Raw genomic sequence first — 16,761 nt, 5'->3', positions numbered from 1 at the left:
CTAGAAGCCGGTAGATTGTGGCCGCATACGGACGCAAAATCACCAGCCCGCATCAGACAGACGTCATGCGGCCCGCACGCGCACTGCTGGCAGATCACATAGACTCAGCCGGACTGTTCGCGACGGAGCGTACCCGTAGGGGACCATCCGGGTGCGGCCCGTTGCAGAATATCGACCGACCGTACCCGGAGCGAGAGGTACGAGTACGGTTGGTCAAGATGGTGCACAAACGGGTGACGCTCCCCCAGTCTTCGCTCCGCTCAGCCAGCCCCCCTCCACCGAGGGGGCCAAGAGGCGGGACAGTCGCCTGCGGCCGACTCAACATGCGGGTGCGCTCGCCCAGACACGGCCCGTAGCCGTGCCAGCCCCCTCCATCGAGGGGGCCAAGGAAGGGAGACAGCGCACGACCGTCACACATACGACCCGGCCCTCCACCGAGGGAGCCGAGGACGGAACGGTCGTCTGCATGTGCAAATCCGCTCTGCTGCGCGGGTGCCATACCGCGTAGAGTCAGTTGCCGCTATTGGATGGAGGCTTCCTGGCGGGCGACTTCGAGCGCCTTGTTGAACGCGTCGGACGTCCAGCTGGCGCCCGCCACCTTGTCGACCTTGAGGCCTTTGAGCGGCTGTCCGTCGACCACGCCGTTGATGGCCTTGGCGAAAGCGTCCTGATGGTTCTTCGAGATCGTGGTGAACGGATGGCCGACGATCTCGACCTTCTCGACCTTCTGGTCGGCGATGGTCAGGTGCACGTCGATCGAGTCCTCGCCGACCGGACCGTACTGGCCGTTGATCGAATACGTGCCGTCCTTATAGTTGCCGGTGTCCTTCTTGTCGGACGTGGTGGTGTTCTTGTCGGACTTGCCCGAGGAGCTGCTCGACCCGTTGCCGGACGATTGGGATTCCTGCTCCTGCGACTTCTCGGTCTCACCCGAGTTGCCCGCGTACTCGTCGTTCATCGGCGTGGCCGTCGGCTCGCCGCAGCCGGCGAGCAGCGCGAGGCCCGCGGCCGTCAACGCGACTGCCTTCGCGGCGTTTCTGCTCATATCGCTCATAGTCATCATCCTAATCATGTTGTACGTCGAGGGAAGAGCGTTGTTGCGGGCGACGCTCCCCCACCCGCTCCGCGGGAGCCCCCTCCACCGAGGGGGCCGAGGAGAAGCAGATCAGTCAGCCTCCGCCGAGGGAGCCAAGAAGCGCAGCTTTCCTAGCATTGCCGCTACGCTTCGCCGCCGGTTTTGGCGGCTTTGGTGGGGTCGTCGAAGCCGATCGCGGTCTCGCCGGTCTGTGCGCCTTCGACCTTGGCGCCGGTCGACGCCGGCCGCCCGCCGGCCGCCTCGTACGCCTCCCGCGCCTTTTCGTCGTTCCACTTCTCGCCGACGAGCACGCCGTGGTTGAGCATGATCTCACGTTCGGCGCAGCTCGCCACCAGAGCATCGTGCGTGACGACGATGATCGTCGTGCCCTGGTCGTGCAGCTGACGGAACAGGTCGAGCACGATCTTCTCGTTCTTCTCGTCCAAGTTGCCGGTCGGCTCGTCGGCCAGAATCAGCTTCGGCCCGTTGATCAGCGCACGCGCCACACACACGCGCTGCTGCTCGCCGCCGGACAGCTGGCTGGGCAGATGGTGGGCGCGGTCCTTGAGGCCGACGCGCTCCAGCGCCTTCATCGCCTGGTCCTCATCGACGACCGAATGGTAGTACTGCGCGACCATCACGTTCTCCACGGCCGTCAGGTGCGGCACGAGATAGAACTTCTGGAACACCAGTCCGATCATGTTCTTGCGCACGTCGGCGAGCTGCGTGGCGTTGAGATCCTCGAGCTTGCGGCCTTCGAGCTTGACGGAGCCGCGCGACGGCGTGTCCATGCAGCCGATCATGTTCATCAGCGTGGTCTTGCCGGAGCCGGACGAGCCGACGACGGCGAGCCACTCGCCTTCGGGCACGGTGAGCGTGAGGTCGTCCACGGCGTGCAGGTCGCCGTAGATCTTCGAAATATGGTCAAGTTCAAGCAGCATGATGGTTCCTTACTTTCCGAAGCCTTACTCTTCACGAAGCACGACGGCCGGGTCGATGCGGGTGGCGCGGTGGACTGGCGGAATCGAGGCGACGACGGCGACGAGCGCGGCCAGCACCACGGACGCGACGCCGAGCCCCCAGTTGAAGCCGACCGCACGCTCGAACACGGCCACGCACAGCCAGCTGGCCAGCGCGAAGCCGAGCGCTGTGCCGAGCAGGCCGCCGATCAGACCGTAGAGCGCCGACTCCACGTAGAATTCGACGCCGATCGCGCGCGAGCTGGCGCCGAGTGCCTTGCGCAGGCCAATCTCGTTGCGCCGCTGCGAGACGATCGAGCTGATGGTCGTGCCGACGCCGACGAGCGTGAGCACGAGCACGACGAGCGAGACGATCCAGAACAGGGTCTGCAGCATGGTGATGATGCGCGTGTCGGACGCGGTGATCTTGGTGACCTGCTGCGCCTTGACGTGCATGGAGGTCATGTCGTTGATGCTCTGCACCAGCGCGGCCAGGTCGCTCGCGCCGGACGAGTATTCGATGACGTCGACGCCGCGCGTGACGCCGGTGAGCTTGGTCACGTCGGCGTTGGTGGCGTAGATGATCGAGTCTTCGCTGCCGCCCGTGTCGACGATGCCGGCGACGCGGAACTCGGTGCCGGACGTGTCCATGATGTCGCTGGAGACGCGGCCGTCCTGCGTCTGGGTGCCGGACTGGTCGGATTGCGTGTCGCCGGACTGGTCGCTGGTGGACGCTCCCCCAGTCTCGGCGTTCGCCGAGCCAGCCCCCTCCGCCGAGGGGGCCGAGGAGGAATCCGTGGACGACTGGCCGTCAGCGGACGCTCCCCCAGTCTCCGCATTCGCGGAGCCAGCCCCCTCCGCCGAGGGGGCCGAGGAGGAAGAGGAGGTCCCGGCGTCCGAACCGGTCGCCGAGGAAGAGGAGGTCCCGCTCGCCGTGGCGGCGTTGTCGGAGGCGCGGTAGCCGATGGTGATGCCGCTGCCGACGGTCAGTCCCATCGCGTCGGCGACGTCACGGCCGACGAGCACGCGGCCGGCGCTCGGCCACTTGCCGTCGACCACCCAATGATGGTTGAGGTTGCGCACGGCGGCGGGGTCCACGCCGGCCATCACGTACGGCGCGGCGTTGACGCGCACGTTTTCGTAACGGTACGTCGCGTGCTTTTCGGAGCCTTTCGCGGCGACCATCTCGCTGGTGTGCTCGACCATCGCCGCGCCGATGCCGGACTTGGACGTGCCGGACGACGACGTGCCCGAAGACGACGCGCCGGAAGAAGAAGACGTGGACGTGCCGGACGACATGTCCATGCCGGACATGTCGCCGTTATCGGACGTCGCACTATCGGACGTCGCGCTGTCCGACGACTCGGCTGCGGGCGTGACGATCAGGTTCGCGCCGTACGCGCGCATCTCCTGGTTCATCTGCTGCGGCACGGCGATGCAGATCATCGCCAGGCAGAACAGCGTGGCCGCGCCGACGAGCGACGCGACGACGGCCATCACCGCGCGCGAACGACGCCGGAAGACGGCGCTGAACAGCATCCGCAGAAACATACCGGTATTGGTCATCGCAACGTCCCCTTTCTCGTGTGCTCACCCATGAATCCGAACTCACCGGCCATGCAGCACCTCCGCGGGCTTGAGGCTGAGGATCGAGCGGATCGACGACGCCGACGCGAGCGCCACGGTGAGCGCGAGCAGCACGAACACGAGCACGAACACCATCGGTCGCATCGTGATGCCCGAGCCGAACACCACGTGGCCGATCAGCTGGGCCACGCCGGAGCCGAGACCTGCGCCGACGAGGGCGCCGAGCAGCGAGATCACGGCGGTCTCGGCCATCATGAGCCGCGAGACGGCCCCGTCGGTGGCGCCCAGCGCCTTGAGCAGCGCGAGCTCCGCGGACCGTTCACCGATCGAGGCGACCATGAGGTTCGCCACGGCCACGGCGGCGGCGATCAGGCTGAGCACGGTCATGAGGATCATCACCGCCTGCGTCTTCTGCAACACGTTGCCCTGCAGCGCGGCGACCTGACGCACCTGCTTGGCGACCGCGCCGGGGATGACCTCCTCGATCTGGTAGGCGATCGAGCTCGGGTAGGCGGTGCAGTACCACGTCTCCCATTCGTCCTGGCTGAGGGCGGCCGGGTTCTTCGCGGCCTTGCGCGCCAGGTCGTTCTCGGGCGTGGTGAGGGCCTTGACCTCGATCTTGTCGACCGAATCGGGCAGGTTCGCGAGCACCTGCGCGGTGGAGGAGGCGATGTAGATGCCGCCGTTGTCGTCGTCGCCGGAATCGTAGACGCCGGTGAGGCGGATCTTCTGCGTGTGCGTCTGCCCGTCGGTCGCCTTCTTGGTGAGGGTGACCGTGTCGCCGGCCTTGACGCCGAGCTGCGTGGCGAGCGTCTTGCCGATGACGCCCTGGTCGGAGTCGTCCTTGGGCCAGCGGCCGTCGAGCTGCCACCATGAGCGCATGCCGTCGACGCCGACCACGGTGGTCTCGCCGCTGGCCAGCTTGAGCTCCTTGTCGAACCAGGTGCCGACCACGGGCGCGGTCGTGCCGTTGACCTGCGCGTGGATGTTGAGCTGGGGGGCGAAGTTGGTGATGTTGAACGCCCAGAAGATGGTCTTGATCTTGGCCGCGTCGGACTCCTTGAGGAACGACGTCGGGTCGGATTCGTCGCCCGCCGCCGCTCCGGCCTCGGTGTTGTACAGATCGGAGACGACCGCGTCGGACTTCGGCTGGACGATGATGTTCGAGCCGTACGTCGACAGTTCGGCGTTGAGCTTGTCGCCCACGTCGAACACGACGCCGAGCATGGAGACGCTGACCGTGGCCGACAGGCACACGGTGAGCGCGATGAGCAGCCGCCGGCGCAGCTGGCGCGTGAACGACCGCCCGATCATACGCAGAAAGAACATGGTGATTGCCTCCTGCCTTGTCTCACTGGAAGTGGGCGCTCAGGGCGTCCAGGTCGGCGGTTTGGATGGTGATCTTGCCTTGGCCGGTCTTGTACGGGAACGGGATCGGGTTGCACCCGCCCTTGAAGCCGATGGTCGCCAGGTTGATCGCGACCTCGCACTTCTTGCAGATGATCTTGCCGTCCTTCTCGTAGTAGCCGGCGTCGCCGCAGTTCTCGCACGCGTCAAGGCCGATGCCGTATGCGCCGCCGTTCTTCTTGATGATGATGAAGCGCATGACCGTGCCGTCCTTCGCCTTGTATTCGAAGCGGTGCAGGTGGCCGTCCTCGACCTGGCTGAACGGGATCGTGGCGACGCCGGCCTTGAGCGAATAGGCCTCGGGCGGCGAAAGGGTGACGGTCTGCTGGGTGGCGGCGACGCCGAACGTGAGCGTCGCGGTGACGCCGAGCATGGCGACGAGGCTCCACGCGGCGGCTGCGAACGCGCGGCGGCGGAACGCCTTATGCCGCCTTGCGGTCGCCTCGTTCGCCGGCTCCGCGGCCGACTTCTTCGCGGACTTGTTGGCTTCGGCGACGATGCGCTGCATCGACACGGGCGTGCGGATGCCGGCGACCACGGAGGCGACGGCCGGCACGAGGAACACGAAGGCCTGCACGAGGATCAGGCTGGAATTGTTGTTGATGAGCCACGCGAGCAGCACGAACAGCACGTGCGGGAAGAACAGCGTGCGCGCCTGCAGAATCTGCAGCAGACCGGTGAGATGCTGCAGGAACTGCACGACCAGCACGCCGACGGCCGCGACGATGAACGCTGGCCGCACCGCCGTGGTGCGCATCGTGCGGAAGATGAGCGCCACCACCGCGGAGGCGACGACGCCAAGCACGAAACCGAGCGCGCGCAGCAGCATGTCGGAGGTGAAGATCGGGTCGCCCGGCTCCACCCAGATGGTCAGCTGGAGGATCACGTCGGGCAGCGCGTAGAACACGGTGAGCGCGATCGAGACCGCGCCGATGAGGTTCGCCGCGTGCATGAGCGGCTTGCGGCGCTGCCAGCCGTGCGTGATGAACGGGCTGGCGACGACGGCCGCGACGGCCAGCACGTCGACGATGACGGCGGCCCACAGCACGGGATAGTTGACGAAAGTACGCTGGTTGATGACCGCGGATGCGCGCAGGCCGGCGAACACGACCGCGGCGACCAGGCCGACGACCGCGCCCCACAGGCGCCATGACGAGCTGACCGGCTTGTCGCGCCCCTCACCCACGTTGAGCGTCACGCCAAGACACATGATCAGCAGCACCGGGCCCAGCGTGCCCGGCATCACCGCAACGAACTGATTGAGCATCCGCGTCCTTTCCGTAAGATGCACATTGTGCACCTTGGAGCAAATATGTAAAGAAAACGTGTGCACTACGGCCAGATTGTGTACCTTAGCATGCACAATCCAGAGCCGTTTCGCGCCAAGATGCACATTGTGTATCTTAGGACCGGGGCGAGGCGGTCGTATATCCGCCGAAAGTCCCATAACCGGATGGCCATGGGACTTTCAGGAGGAGGGAAGCATCACACAGCGTTCAGCCGAGCCTACAAACAGCCCACCGGGCTGTTTGCTTAACGGCTCCCCTCCGGTCCTGCAATAACGGACCGGCCAAAGGCCGGACAGCCTTATCACTTCGCGGCTGCCGCCGCTCAGCCGAGCCTACAAACAGCCCACCGGGCTGTTTGCTTAACGGCTCGGCCACTCCGTCGTGGTAATATCCTGCGGAAATCACCACTGACGCGGCGTGTACTCCCAGTTGTCGAAGGTGACCTCGATCGGCTCGGTCCAGAAGCGGCCCTTGACGCCGGTCTCCGGGTCGACGTGCAGCATCCAGCCCTTCTTGGTCGGGGACTCGATCGACAGCTTCAGCTGGTAGGTGCCGGCCTTGTCGAGCTTGACGTTGGCGCCGTAGTGCGGGCCGTCGGAGGCGTTCATCTGCATGAAAGTGCCGGAGGTGGCCTTGCCGCCCTCGACCTCCTTGCCGGTGGACTTGTCGATGATCGTGTAGTTCACGGTCAGGTCCGGGATGAAGTCGCCCTTGCCGTAGCCCAGCTCGGTGCCCTTCTGGTTGGCGTGGATGTCGGCCTCGAGGTGGAAGGAGGCGTCCGCGGCCTTGATGCCCATGGAGGCGGGCTCCATGTCGATCGGCTGGAAGTAGACGGCGCCGACGGTCAGCGGGCCGGCCTCCTGATCCTGCTCTTCGGCGGTGCCGGACGGGCCGACCGGAACCTCCTCGAAGCCTGCGCCGGTGTCGGTGGAGCTGGAGCCGGAGTCCTTGGAGTCGCTGGACTGCGAGGAGCTGTTCGAGGACTTGTTGCTGCCGGCAGTGTTGGAGGTGTTGCCGCAGGCGGCCAGCGAAACGGCCATGGAGCCGGCGAGCAGGACGCCGAGCAGGGCGGCGATCTTCTTGTTCTTCATCATTTTCTCTTCCTTTGTTGGTTGGTGAATGGAATTCACAGGTTGCAAATCTTGGGGCGCGTTGCCGCGCGATGGTCAGTTCGCGGCGGGCGCGGTCGGCTTGGCGGCGGCCGCGGACTCGAGCCGCGCCTTCGCCTTGCGCTGCTTTGCGAAACCGACGACGAACAGTGCGATCACGGCGACAGCGGCGACCACCTGGGCGACGATCGTCTCGACATACGGATAGAAGCCGAGCCAGTCGTTCGTCGGCAGCGTGGAGATGTACGTGGCCGACACCGCGTCGCCTTCGATCAGCGCGTGCACGCCGCCGCCGGCGAAGACGACCACGAGCACCGACATGAGGATCGACGTGACGAGGAAGAACGGCCCGATCGGGATCTTCACGGACGTGAAGCGAATGATCAGGAAGATGATCACCAGCACCACTGCCGCCGCGATGCCGCCCGTCCACATGCCTTGCGAATCCTGGCTCATCGAGTAGATCGACTGGTAGAAGATGACGGTCTCGGCACCCTCGCGGAACACGGCGAGGAAGCTGAGCATGGCGAGCGAGACGACCGTGCCGAACGCCACCTTCTCGCCGGCGTCGACCTGCGAGGAGACGGACTTGACGGCCGCTTCGGTCTTGTTCCTGATGTAGCGGTTCCACGCCTCGACCGAGCTCTTGTTGAGCATCCAGTTGCTGGTCCACAGCAGCATGCCCATGGCGATCAGGGCGCACACGCCCTCCATGATCTCCTGCTGGGGGCCGGAGCCGCCGAACGCGAGCGTGAAGATCACGGCGACGACGCCCGAACCGGCGAGGCCGGCGAGCACGCCCACGTAGATCCACTTGGCGAACCGCTTGTTGCCGGACTTCACCAGGTAGGCGATGACGGCGGCGACCACGAGCAGCGCCTCAAGGCCCTCGCGGATGAGGATGAGGAACGCCTGGCCGACCGCGCTGGTGATGAACTTGGTGAAGCCGCCCTCCTTGTCGGCCACGCCGCCGTCAAGCTTGGCGGCGTCGGTGACGAGCATGTTCTTGAGGTCGTCGACGAGCTTCTTGGTGCTCTTGAGGCCGGCGCCGGTGTTCATCGACTTGCGGCACATCTTGAACTGGTATTCGACCTGCGAGACGCGGCTGCCGCTGATCGCGTTCATCACGTTCTTCTCGAAGCCGAGCTTCTCGTAGTACTGGTAGTAGGCGTCGTTGACGAGCGTGGCGCCCTTCGCGCCGTCGCCGCCCGCGTACGCCTTGTACGCCTTGTCGAGGATGGGGGTCATCTCGTTGGCCACGTCGGTCCAGGAGCGGTTGCCCTTGCCGGGGTTCTTCTTCTTTTTGGCGTCGAGCGCCTTGCGCTCCTTGGCGATCTGCGCGGCGAGGTTGTCGGCGTAGGTCTTGGGGTCGGCGAGGTTCGTGTTCGCGTCGAGCTGCTTGGCGGTGGCGTCGAGGTCGGCGGCGAGCGCGGCGACCTTCTGGTCGAGCTGCGCGTCGTTGCCGGATACGTAGGAGAGGTTCTGGATGTCCTGGAACGCCTGCTGCTGGCTGGCCTGCTTGTCCGAGCCGAGCGTGTCGGCGACGACGGCGGTGAAGTTGGAGGCCACGTAGATCGTGTTGTAGGCGGACATGAATTCGGAGGTGGAGCCGGCCGTGTTGCCGTCCTTGTATTCCTTGACGCCCTTCTTCAGCTGCTTGCCCATGGCCTCGGAGACCGCGCTCCACGTCTTGTAGCTGACGCCGCCGTCCGCGGCGAGCGCCTGCGGGCCGAACGTCGCGACCATCATGGCCATCAGCGCCGCGATCGCGACGACGACGCGCAGCACGATGGTGCGTGCGCCGCGGCCGTTGGCGGCCATACGCGCCTGACAACGCATGCCGATTTCCTCTCTCCTGCCGATTTTGTGAACCGTGCAAGCAATATAGAGGAAAAAAACACAGAACAACAGTCTTGACTTTTGCATTGTTTTGCGGTATTTACGCGCGTTTTTTATCACAAAAGCGTCTCACATAGCGAAACGGCAGCCGTACGCCCGCCGCCCGCAACCCGACGCCCGACATCCGCCGCGCGCAACCCGCACCTCCACCACGTCACTCTGCTCGCCCTTGCACAGTGACGCAGGGCGGGGATGCCAGTGTTTGCAAGGGCTTTCGGGGATGCGTCACTGTGCAAGGGCGAGCAGAGTGACGCAGGCAGCGGCCGCACACGACAGGGGCACGACGCAAGCGGCAACCGGCAGTCGTCACCGCTCCAGTACGGCGAGCACCTTGCGCTCGTCGTAGAACGCGAACACCACGCCGCCGATGCCGCACAGCACGGCCGCGCACACGGCGGCGATGCGGTAGCCGACGCCGGACGCCATGCCGATCGTCGACACGCCGGTGAACAGCAGCATCGCCACCGACTGCCCCATCTTCATCGCGAACGTGCGCGCCGCATAGAACATGCCCTGCCGGTCCTGACCGGTGACACGCGAGCTCGCGTCCGCGATGTTCGCGACGATCGCCTGCGGCAGGATGCCGAACGCGGCCATCGGCACCGCGCCGGCGACCGACAGCAGCACGCCCTGCATCATCGGCGGCAGGAACGCGACCGCCGCCGAGCCGAGCGCGCCCGCAAAAGCAAAAGCACACGTGAAGATCACGAACGCGACCAGCAGCAGCCGCTTCTTACCCACCCGGTTCGCCAGCAGGTTCACCGGCAGGTAGAACAGCACCGACACGCCGGTCATGAGCACGAAATACACGGTCGTCGTGGTCTCCGGCAGCTTGAGCAGCGAGGTCACGAAGAACGGCAGACCGGTCTGGAACGTGGTGATCGCCACCCAGTAGACCACATCCGAGCACACGAACTTGCGGAACTCGCCGTCCGAGAACGTCTGCCTGAGCGACTCGACTGTCGACTCGGACGTCGGCTTCGAATTCACGTACTCGCGCTCGCGGATGGTCAGCGGCGGCACCAGCATGCACACGAACGCGACCGCTGCCATGATCGTGAACGTGAGCCGGATCGCGTTCACACGGCCGAACGCAGGCACGAAACCGCCCCAGATCACGGGCGCGACGTACGCGATCGCCGTGCCGAACACCCACGTGAACGAGATGGCCGTGGAGATGGCGAGCTGCTGCTTCGAGTCGTGGCCGAGCTCGGCGATGAGCGCGTTGTACGGCGTGCAGTAGAACGTGAGCGCGATGTAGTAGCCGATCACGGTGACGAACAGCACGGCCGCGTTCACCCAGCTGGCGGCGCCGACCGGCGACCAGAAGACGAGCACGGTGACGATGGCGAGCGGCGCGGCGGCGAACTTGAGGAACGGCATGCGGCGGCCGGCGCGCGCGTTGCAGCGGTCGGACAGGCTGGCGACGGCGGGGTCGACGAACGCGTCGAAGAACCTTGCGAACGCGGTGATGCCGCCGACGACCGTGACGACGCCGAGGATGGCGAGGCCTTGGGGGACGAACACGGTCTGGCCTTGCGCGATGGTCTCGGCGTCCGGCTGGTAGAAGTACACGAGCCAGTTCGAGATGATGCCGCTCAGCAGCGCCCAGCCGAACTGGCCGACCGCGAACGCCCAGATCTTGGGCGTGGGGAGGTCCTTGACGGGGGTGGGGGCGGCGGCTCGAGGCGCGGGCCGAGCTGACGGCGCGGACGGAGCGGACCGCTGGCGTTGTGCGGACTGTTGCGATGTGGTGGTGCGTGTGCCGGTCATCATCAACCTCCCTGACCATGCGTATGGACTTGCGCCGGCACCGTCGTTGGCGTCGGCCATCTGATAGTCAAGACTATCACCGGCGGCGGTTCCCGTGTCACTCTGCTCGCCCGAGCACAGTGACGCACCGTCGAAACCCCTTGCAAACACTGGAGTTTCGCACCCGCGTCACCGTGACCGGGCGAGCAGAGTGACGCAAGAGCGCTCAGTGACCCTGCCGCCGGCCTCGCGAACCGCAGCAGGCGCCGGTTTTGGCGAATTGTTCGGGGATTGTCACGGGATTTTCAGCTGGCTGCATCGCGGCTCCAAGCAACGGGCGGTTATATGGATGTCAACGACGCGAACGGCCGCCAGCCACATCAATACAGCGACCCGGACCGTCGGAACCTTATAATTGAACCCCTTCTTCTCTTCTCCTTTCTCTGTTGAAGCCCGGCCCTGCATCGGCCGGGCTTTTCTGTCTTCCCGTCCCACAACCCGAACAAAAAACCGTACAATGGAATGGTGAGATGATGAGACACGCGAAGGAGCAGCATCATGGACGATTCACGCATCACACCACCGGCCGTTCCCATGCCACCCCGGTCGCCGATTCCATCGCCGCATGCACAGCCGACGCCACCATCGGCCCCGCAACCCGCGTTCCCCACAATCCCAGCACCGGGCAATACCCCACCCGTCAACGCGCCGGGCGCCACGGCGTTCTCCGCAACAGAGACAACAGAGTCCGACGCCACCGTACTTTCTGCATCGGTACCCGATGCCACCGTACTCTCCACAACAGTGCCCGACGCCACCATTGCCAACGTCGCCGCGCCTCCCGCAGCACATGGCACCACACCATATGCGCCTCCTGTCCCAGCCACCGCCGCGGCACCACGGATCATCGCAGCGACGACCATGGCACCAGTGCCTCATCCCATCCCACCGGTGCCATCAGCGCCAACGGCACCCCAGTTCACGCCGACAAGCGCGACGGACCCCGACGCCACCATCAGTACCGACGCCACCATCAGTACCGACGCCACCATCGGCACCAACGCGGCCACGTCACATTCAGCCACATCACATCCCATCATCTCGCATCCAGCCGCAACGCCGGCGTCGCAACCCACGCAGCCTACCGCCACCAACGCAGCCCCCAGCACTGCCACCGTCGCAACCGCAGCCCCCACTGCCACCTCCACCGCTGCTACCCCCACCGCCACCGACCAGACGCACAAAACCCGCACCGCACAGGACACCGACGATTCACAACAGCCGCAACCGCACCAGCAGGGCGACACCGCATCCAAAGCAACGGCACACCCTGCACAACGCCGCAACCGCAAACGGCTCATCATCGCCATCGTGATGGTCGTCGTGCTGCTGATAGCCGCCGGCGTGGGCGGCTGGTTCGGCTATCGGGCCATCGCCGCGAAAGGTCCGCTCAGCGCCGCCACACGGGTCCTCACCGCGTACCGGGACGGCGACGAGGAGGCCTTCGCCAAGACGCTGGACTCGAACGGGGCCGCCACCGTGCAGCTCGACGACGACATGACCAAAGCCCTGCGCGCCCACATGCGCTTCACCATCCACGACGATACCCTGGCGTGCACCGGTGACACGTGCACCGTCGACGCGGTCATCACCAACGTGGACATCACCGCGCTTTCCCGACAGGATGTCTGGACCGAATTCACCGCGGCCACGGGCGAAGCCGGAGAGGCCGAACTCGCCGGCAAGGACGCGTCCGAAGCCGAACAGCAGGCGATCGACATATTCACTAAGGCGGTCACCGCCAAATCCGCGCCGAAGAAGGACTACGACGTGACCATCCGACTCGTCAAACAGGACGGCGTCTGGAAGGTGCACATGACATCGGAGCTGTCCAACGCACTGCTCGGCTACCTCGTCTACGGCATCGCCAACACGCTTGATAGTGCAGGCACGAAGACGCTCAACGAGAGCGTCAACGGCAGCAGCGACACGTCGGACGGCGGCGGCGCACCCGGCACCGGCGCGGCCGCGACCACCACCGGCACGACCGCGGAGGTGAACCGATGATACGGCCGCACCGTCAGCATCATCCGTACGGCACCAGAACCACCGACGGCCGCCGCCTCCCGGTCATCCGCGGCACCGCAGCCGTCATCCGCACGCTGCTGACCGTGCTGCTCATCGCTGCGACCGCCGTCGCACAGCCGGCCGCGGCCGCAGCCGACGCGCCGCGCCCGGCCATCGCCACCATGCACGTGGCCAACATGCTCGACTCGGGCGACGACCGGACCAGCATCACCGTGGCCATCAGCAACGGGCAGGTCTACGCGAAACCATCCGACATCGCGGCCATGACCGGCATGGACGTGGACGTCACCGCGCAGTCCATCATCTTCCGGCGCGGATGGTACGCGGTCGCCATCATGCGCAGCCTCGGCTACGCGCAAGTGTTCCTGCAACAGGACGACCAGCACGTCCTGACGGTCATCGACGACGTGTTCTTCATGCCGCCGCTGGAGACCAACGCGCTCGGCGTCGTCGTACCGCTGGAGAAAACCCTCTACCTCGCCAACGCCGGCTGGACGGTGGACTCCGACCATCGGACCCTGACCGTCGACGCACCCAAGGCGACGTTCTGGAACGTCTTCGAACAGTTCACCAGCCTCCGCTCCGACCTGGCGAGCGCCGCGGCATTGCTGGCCGGCGGCTCGTTCACCGACGACCCGAACGACCCCGATTATCTGTTCGACTATAACCTGGGGTTCTTTCTCAAACACTTCGACGCGTCGGTCCTGGTGCCGCTGCCGGGCAACACGTACAGCGACAAGATCGCCGACCTCGCGCTGAAATCGCTGCTCACCGACGAGCTCAAGTCGGTGCCGGACAGCGACGACGAAGACAACTGCTTCAACAACTGCAGCGACGACAACAACAAGAACGACGAAAACAAGAACGCAGCCATCTCGGCGCTGGACTATCTGAACACCCCGCAGAAGTTCTTCAAGAACTTCAACAAGACCTTCAAGGCGGCGTGGGAGCTCTCCGGCAGCGCCCAGAATGCCCTCGAGGCGAAGGACACGCTCAACCTCAACACCTGGCTCACCAAGCAGGAACCGTACAGCGACCTCTACACGCTCATCCGCGGCACGCAGCAATACTACAAACCGGTGAGCGGCATGACCGACTGGCAGACCCTGACCAAGAACATGCCAGACAGCACCGCCGCATGGCTGACCAAAGCCGATGCGGTCGTGCACCGCACCAGCACCGCCAGCGATATCCTGTCCAGCGCGTTCACCTACCTCAACGCCATGAAAACAGCCGGCCAGGTGGGCAACAGCTACATCGACCAGCTCCAGTCGCTGCAGTCGTTCGACTCAAACACCTTCTCGGACGCGATCTCGCAGCGCAACGCCACACGGTACAAGAAGCGGGCGAAGGCGCTGATGCAGCGCGCCAAGGAGCCGATGCTCACCAGCGTGAACGACGTGCTGACCAAGGAAGCCGCCAAGCTGCTCTCGGATACCGTCATCGAGCAGATCCCGTACGGCAAGCAGATCAAGGCCGGGTGGAGCGCCATTTCGGGAGCGATGGCGCTTATCCCCGTGACCGCGGAATTCATGAAGGAAGCCGACGACGGCATGACCGCATACGGGCTCATCTCCATCGCCATGATGTCGTATCTCAACACGCAGTCGTACATGGGCAAGGCGCTCGGCCGGCAAAGCGACACGGACCTGGCGTCCATCCGCTCGATGCGCAACTCGCTGCTGCTCACCATCCGCTCGACGATGCGGTTCTACGATCTGGTGTACGGCCTGCGGCAGTCCGCATACCTCAAGGCACTCAAGAGCGGCCCCAAGAGCGAGCGGACGAACGCCTACACCAAGAAACCGCTGACCGAGGAGGAGATGAAGTGTCAGTTCGGCGCGCTGGCCCTGCCGCAGCAGTGGGCCCGGCGTGCACACGAGCTGCAGACGCTGGCGCTCGCGCTCACCTCCACGCAGTCATGGGCGTCGGCGGGGTACGACGGGGCGATCGACCTGCAGTCGGGCTTCGAAAACCTGTATAACGATTCCTATGCCGCCGGTCCGTTGCGCGAGAAGATCCCGACGGACCTGTCGGCGCCGATGTACAACGTGCGCGACGCCGGTACGGAGGGCACCGGGTCCGACACAGGCAAGAAGGGCACGGATGCGAAGCGCACGGACGACGACGTGACGAACCCGTTCGACCAAGGCGGCGTGATCGACGCTGCCGACTTCGGATACAACGGCGACGGCACCACCTATGCGATGGCCTTACAGAAGGACGGCACCGTCAAGCAGTGGGATGATTCGAGCCACGGCGTAAGCCTGCCGGGACCGGGCAAACGCGTCGACGGACTGCCGAAAATCGCGGCCATCTACGGCGATAGCAACGCCGCGCGATACGCAGTGGACACATCCGGACAGCTGTGGGCATGGGGGTACGCCGGCTCCCTATGCGGCTCAAGCTCGCTCGGCACAGGCGTACGAGAGCAGGTACCCGGCTCGGACGGCAAACCCACCATGGCGTCGCCGGCGAAGGTGATCGGCATGGACGACGTCCGGCAGGTCTCCTCCAACGGCTGCGGCACCTTCTACGCACTGCAGGGCGACGGCACCGTATGGACGTGGGGCCACCGCTACTCCACGTCGATGAGCGACGTGATGATCGAGCCGGTGCGCATCAAGGCGCTGAACCACGTGAAGGCGATTTCGGCGCTGGGCGGCATCACGGTGATCGCGCTCAAAGACGACGGCAGCCTAGTGCAGGCGACATGCCCGACCGGCGACTGCAACCCCGCCGGACTGGCCGAGCAGACCGTGGACGGCGCACCGGACGACGTGGCTACGCTCAACACCTACGAAGGCGGGTACGCGTTCATCGACAAGAAGGGCACGGCGTGGAAGCTCGACTATCCGAAAGGCGAAGGCACCTCCTACGGCGACCGGTACGAAGCCACGCGGTTCAGCCTGCCGGCGTGGGTGAGAATGCGCATGGTCTACACGCAGGACGACATGGTGCAGGACGGCTCCGACACCGCGTACGCGCTCGGCGAGGACGGCTCGCTGTGGGGGTGGGGCGTGAACGGCGGCGCCTGCGCGGCGAACGACGAAACCGGCTCGAGCGACTATTCGGGCGCCATCGGCGACGGCACCTGCAACCGGCACGACAAGCCGGTCAAGATCATGGACGACGTGCGCGACGTGAAGATGAGCTACGGCGGACGCCTCACCTACGTGCTCAAAACCGACGGCTCGGTCTGGACATGGGGCGCGGGCGAAGGCAACGACGCATCGTGGAACATGCCGAAGAAGGTCGGCGGCATCACCAGCGCCACCCGGCTCGCACACCACCACGTGGTGCTCACCGACGGTTCCGTGCAGCGGCTCGACTTCGCCCGAGAGGGATCGCTCTACCCGTACAAGCCCATCAAGGATGTCGGCACGACAATCCAGGACGTGGACCTCAACTGACAGGGGTCGGCGGAAGCGACGGGCCGGAGGGTCACCACTTCGACTCCCGGCCTGACCGCGAAGTGGCCGGCGGAAAGCGACGGAGCCGGAGAGGACCGGTTGCCGAACGGGAAGCCACGACAGCGCGAGTCCGGGACAGCGCCGATCGCGCCATGGGCGGCGGCGTTGCTGGTTGTCGCCGTT

Annotated in this window: 10 protein-coding genes; 2 read left to right on the top strand and 8 right to left on the bottom strand. The window is 65.5% G+C overall.

Annotated features, from left to right (window positions below; genetic code table 11):
• Positions 1-520: 520 nt before the first annotated feature.
• The 8 genes from F7D09_RS04495 to F7D09_RS04460 all read right to left on the bottom strand — a co-directional run bounded on the left by F7D09_RS04495 (position 521) and on the right by F7D09_RS04460 (position 11,101).
• Positions 521-1,054 (bottom strand): FMN-binding protein, encoded by a 534-nt coding sequence (locus F7D09_RS04495; protein ID WP_193312328.1) that lies wholly within the window; start codon positions 1,052-1,054, stop codon positions 521-523.
• A 164-nt stretch (positions 1,055-1,218) separates the two neighbouring features.
• Positions 1,219-2,016: an ABC transporter ATP-binding protein gene (locus F7D09_RS04490; protein WP_152234219.1), complete on the bottom strand. Its 798-nt coding sequence runs from the start codon at positions 2,014-2,016 to the stop codon at positions 1,219-1,221.
• Between the two features lie 24 nt (positions 2,017-2,040).
• On the bottom strand, positions 2,041-3,600 hold the full coding sequence (locus F7D09_RS04485) for an FtsX-like permease family protein (RefSeq protein ID WP_226835948.1): 1,560 nt from the start codon (positions 3,598-3,600) through the stop codon (positions 2,041-2,043).
• A gap of 42 nt (positions 3,601-3,642) precedes the next feature.
• Complete coding sequence (locus tag F7D09_RS04480) at positions 3,643-4,950, bottom strand: ABC transporter permease (protein ID WP_152234218.1); 1,308 nt, start codon at positions 4,948-4,950, stop codon at positions 3,643-3,645.
• Positions 4,951-4,972: 22 nt separating this feature from the next.
• Entirely contained in the window at positions 4,973-6,295 is a 1,323-nt protein-coding gene (locus tag F7D09_RS04475; RefSeq protein ID WP_152234217.1) for a DUF2318 domain-containing protein, read from the bottom strand.
• A 423-nt stretch (positions 6,296-6,718) separates the two neighbouring features.
• A complete protein-coding gene (locus F7D09_RS04470; protein ID WP_152234216.1) occupies positions 6,719-7,411 on the bottom strand; it encodes an iron transporter in 693 nt (230 codons plus the stop codon).
• A 72-nt stretch (positions 7,412-7,483) separates the two neighbouring features.
• Positions 7,484-9,265 (bottom strand): FTR1 family iron permease, encoded by a 1,782-nt coding sequence (locus F7D09_RS04465; RefSeq protein WP_376862982.1) that lies wholly within the window; start codon positions 9,263-9,265, stop codon positions 7,484-7,486.
• A 366-nt stretch (positions 9,266-9,631) separates the two neighbouring features.
• The gene (locus tag F7D09_RS04460) at positions 9,632-11,101 is read right to left on the bottom strand and encodes an MFS transporter (protein ID WP_376862984.1); all 1,470 of its coding nucleotides are present in this window, start codon (positions 11,099-11,101) and stop codon (positions 9,632-9,634) included.
• 927 nt (positions 11,102-12,028) lie between these two features.
• Between F7D09_RS04460 and F7D09_RS11105 the strand changes: the two genes are divergently transcribed.
• Together F7D09_RS11105 and F7D09_RS04450 are read left to right on the top strand one after the other, a co-directional pair.
• Positions 12,029-13,144, top strand: a complete 1,116-nt coding sequence (locus tag F7D09_RS11105; RefSeq protein ID WP_193312327.1) for a hypothetical protein — start codon at positions 12,029-12,031, stop codon at positions 13,142-13,144.
• Entirely contained in the window at positions 13,141-16,578 is a 3,438-nt protein-coding gene (locus tag F7D09_RS04450) for an RCC1 domain-containing protein (protein ID WP_152234214.1), read from the top strand. Before F7D09_RS11105 ends, F7D09_RS04450 begins: the two co-directional genes overlap by 4 nt.
• The last annotated feature ends 183 nt before the right edge of the window (positions 16,579-16,761 follow it).

Origin of the sequence: Bifidobacterium leontopitheci (genome assembly GCF_009193355.1) — a bacterium.
Lineage (GTDB): Bacteria > Actinomycetota > Actinomycetes > Actinomycetales > Bifidobacteriaceae > Bifidobacterium > Bifidobacterium leontopitheci.
This window is presented reverse-complemented; position numbering and strand designations above follow the sequence as displayed.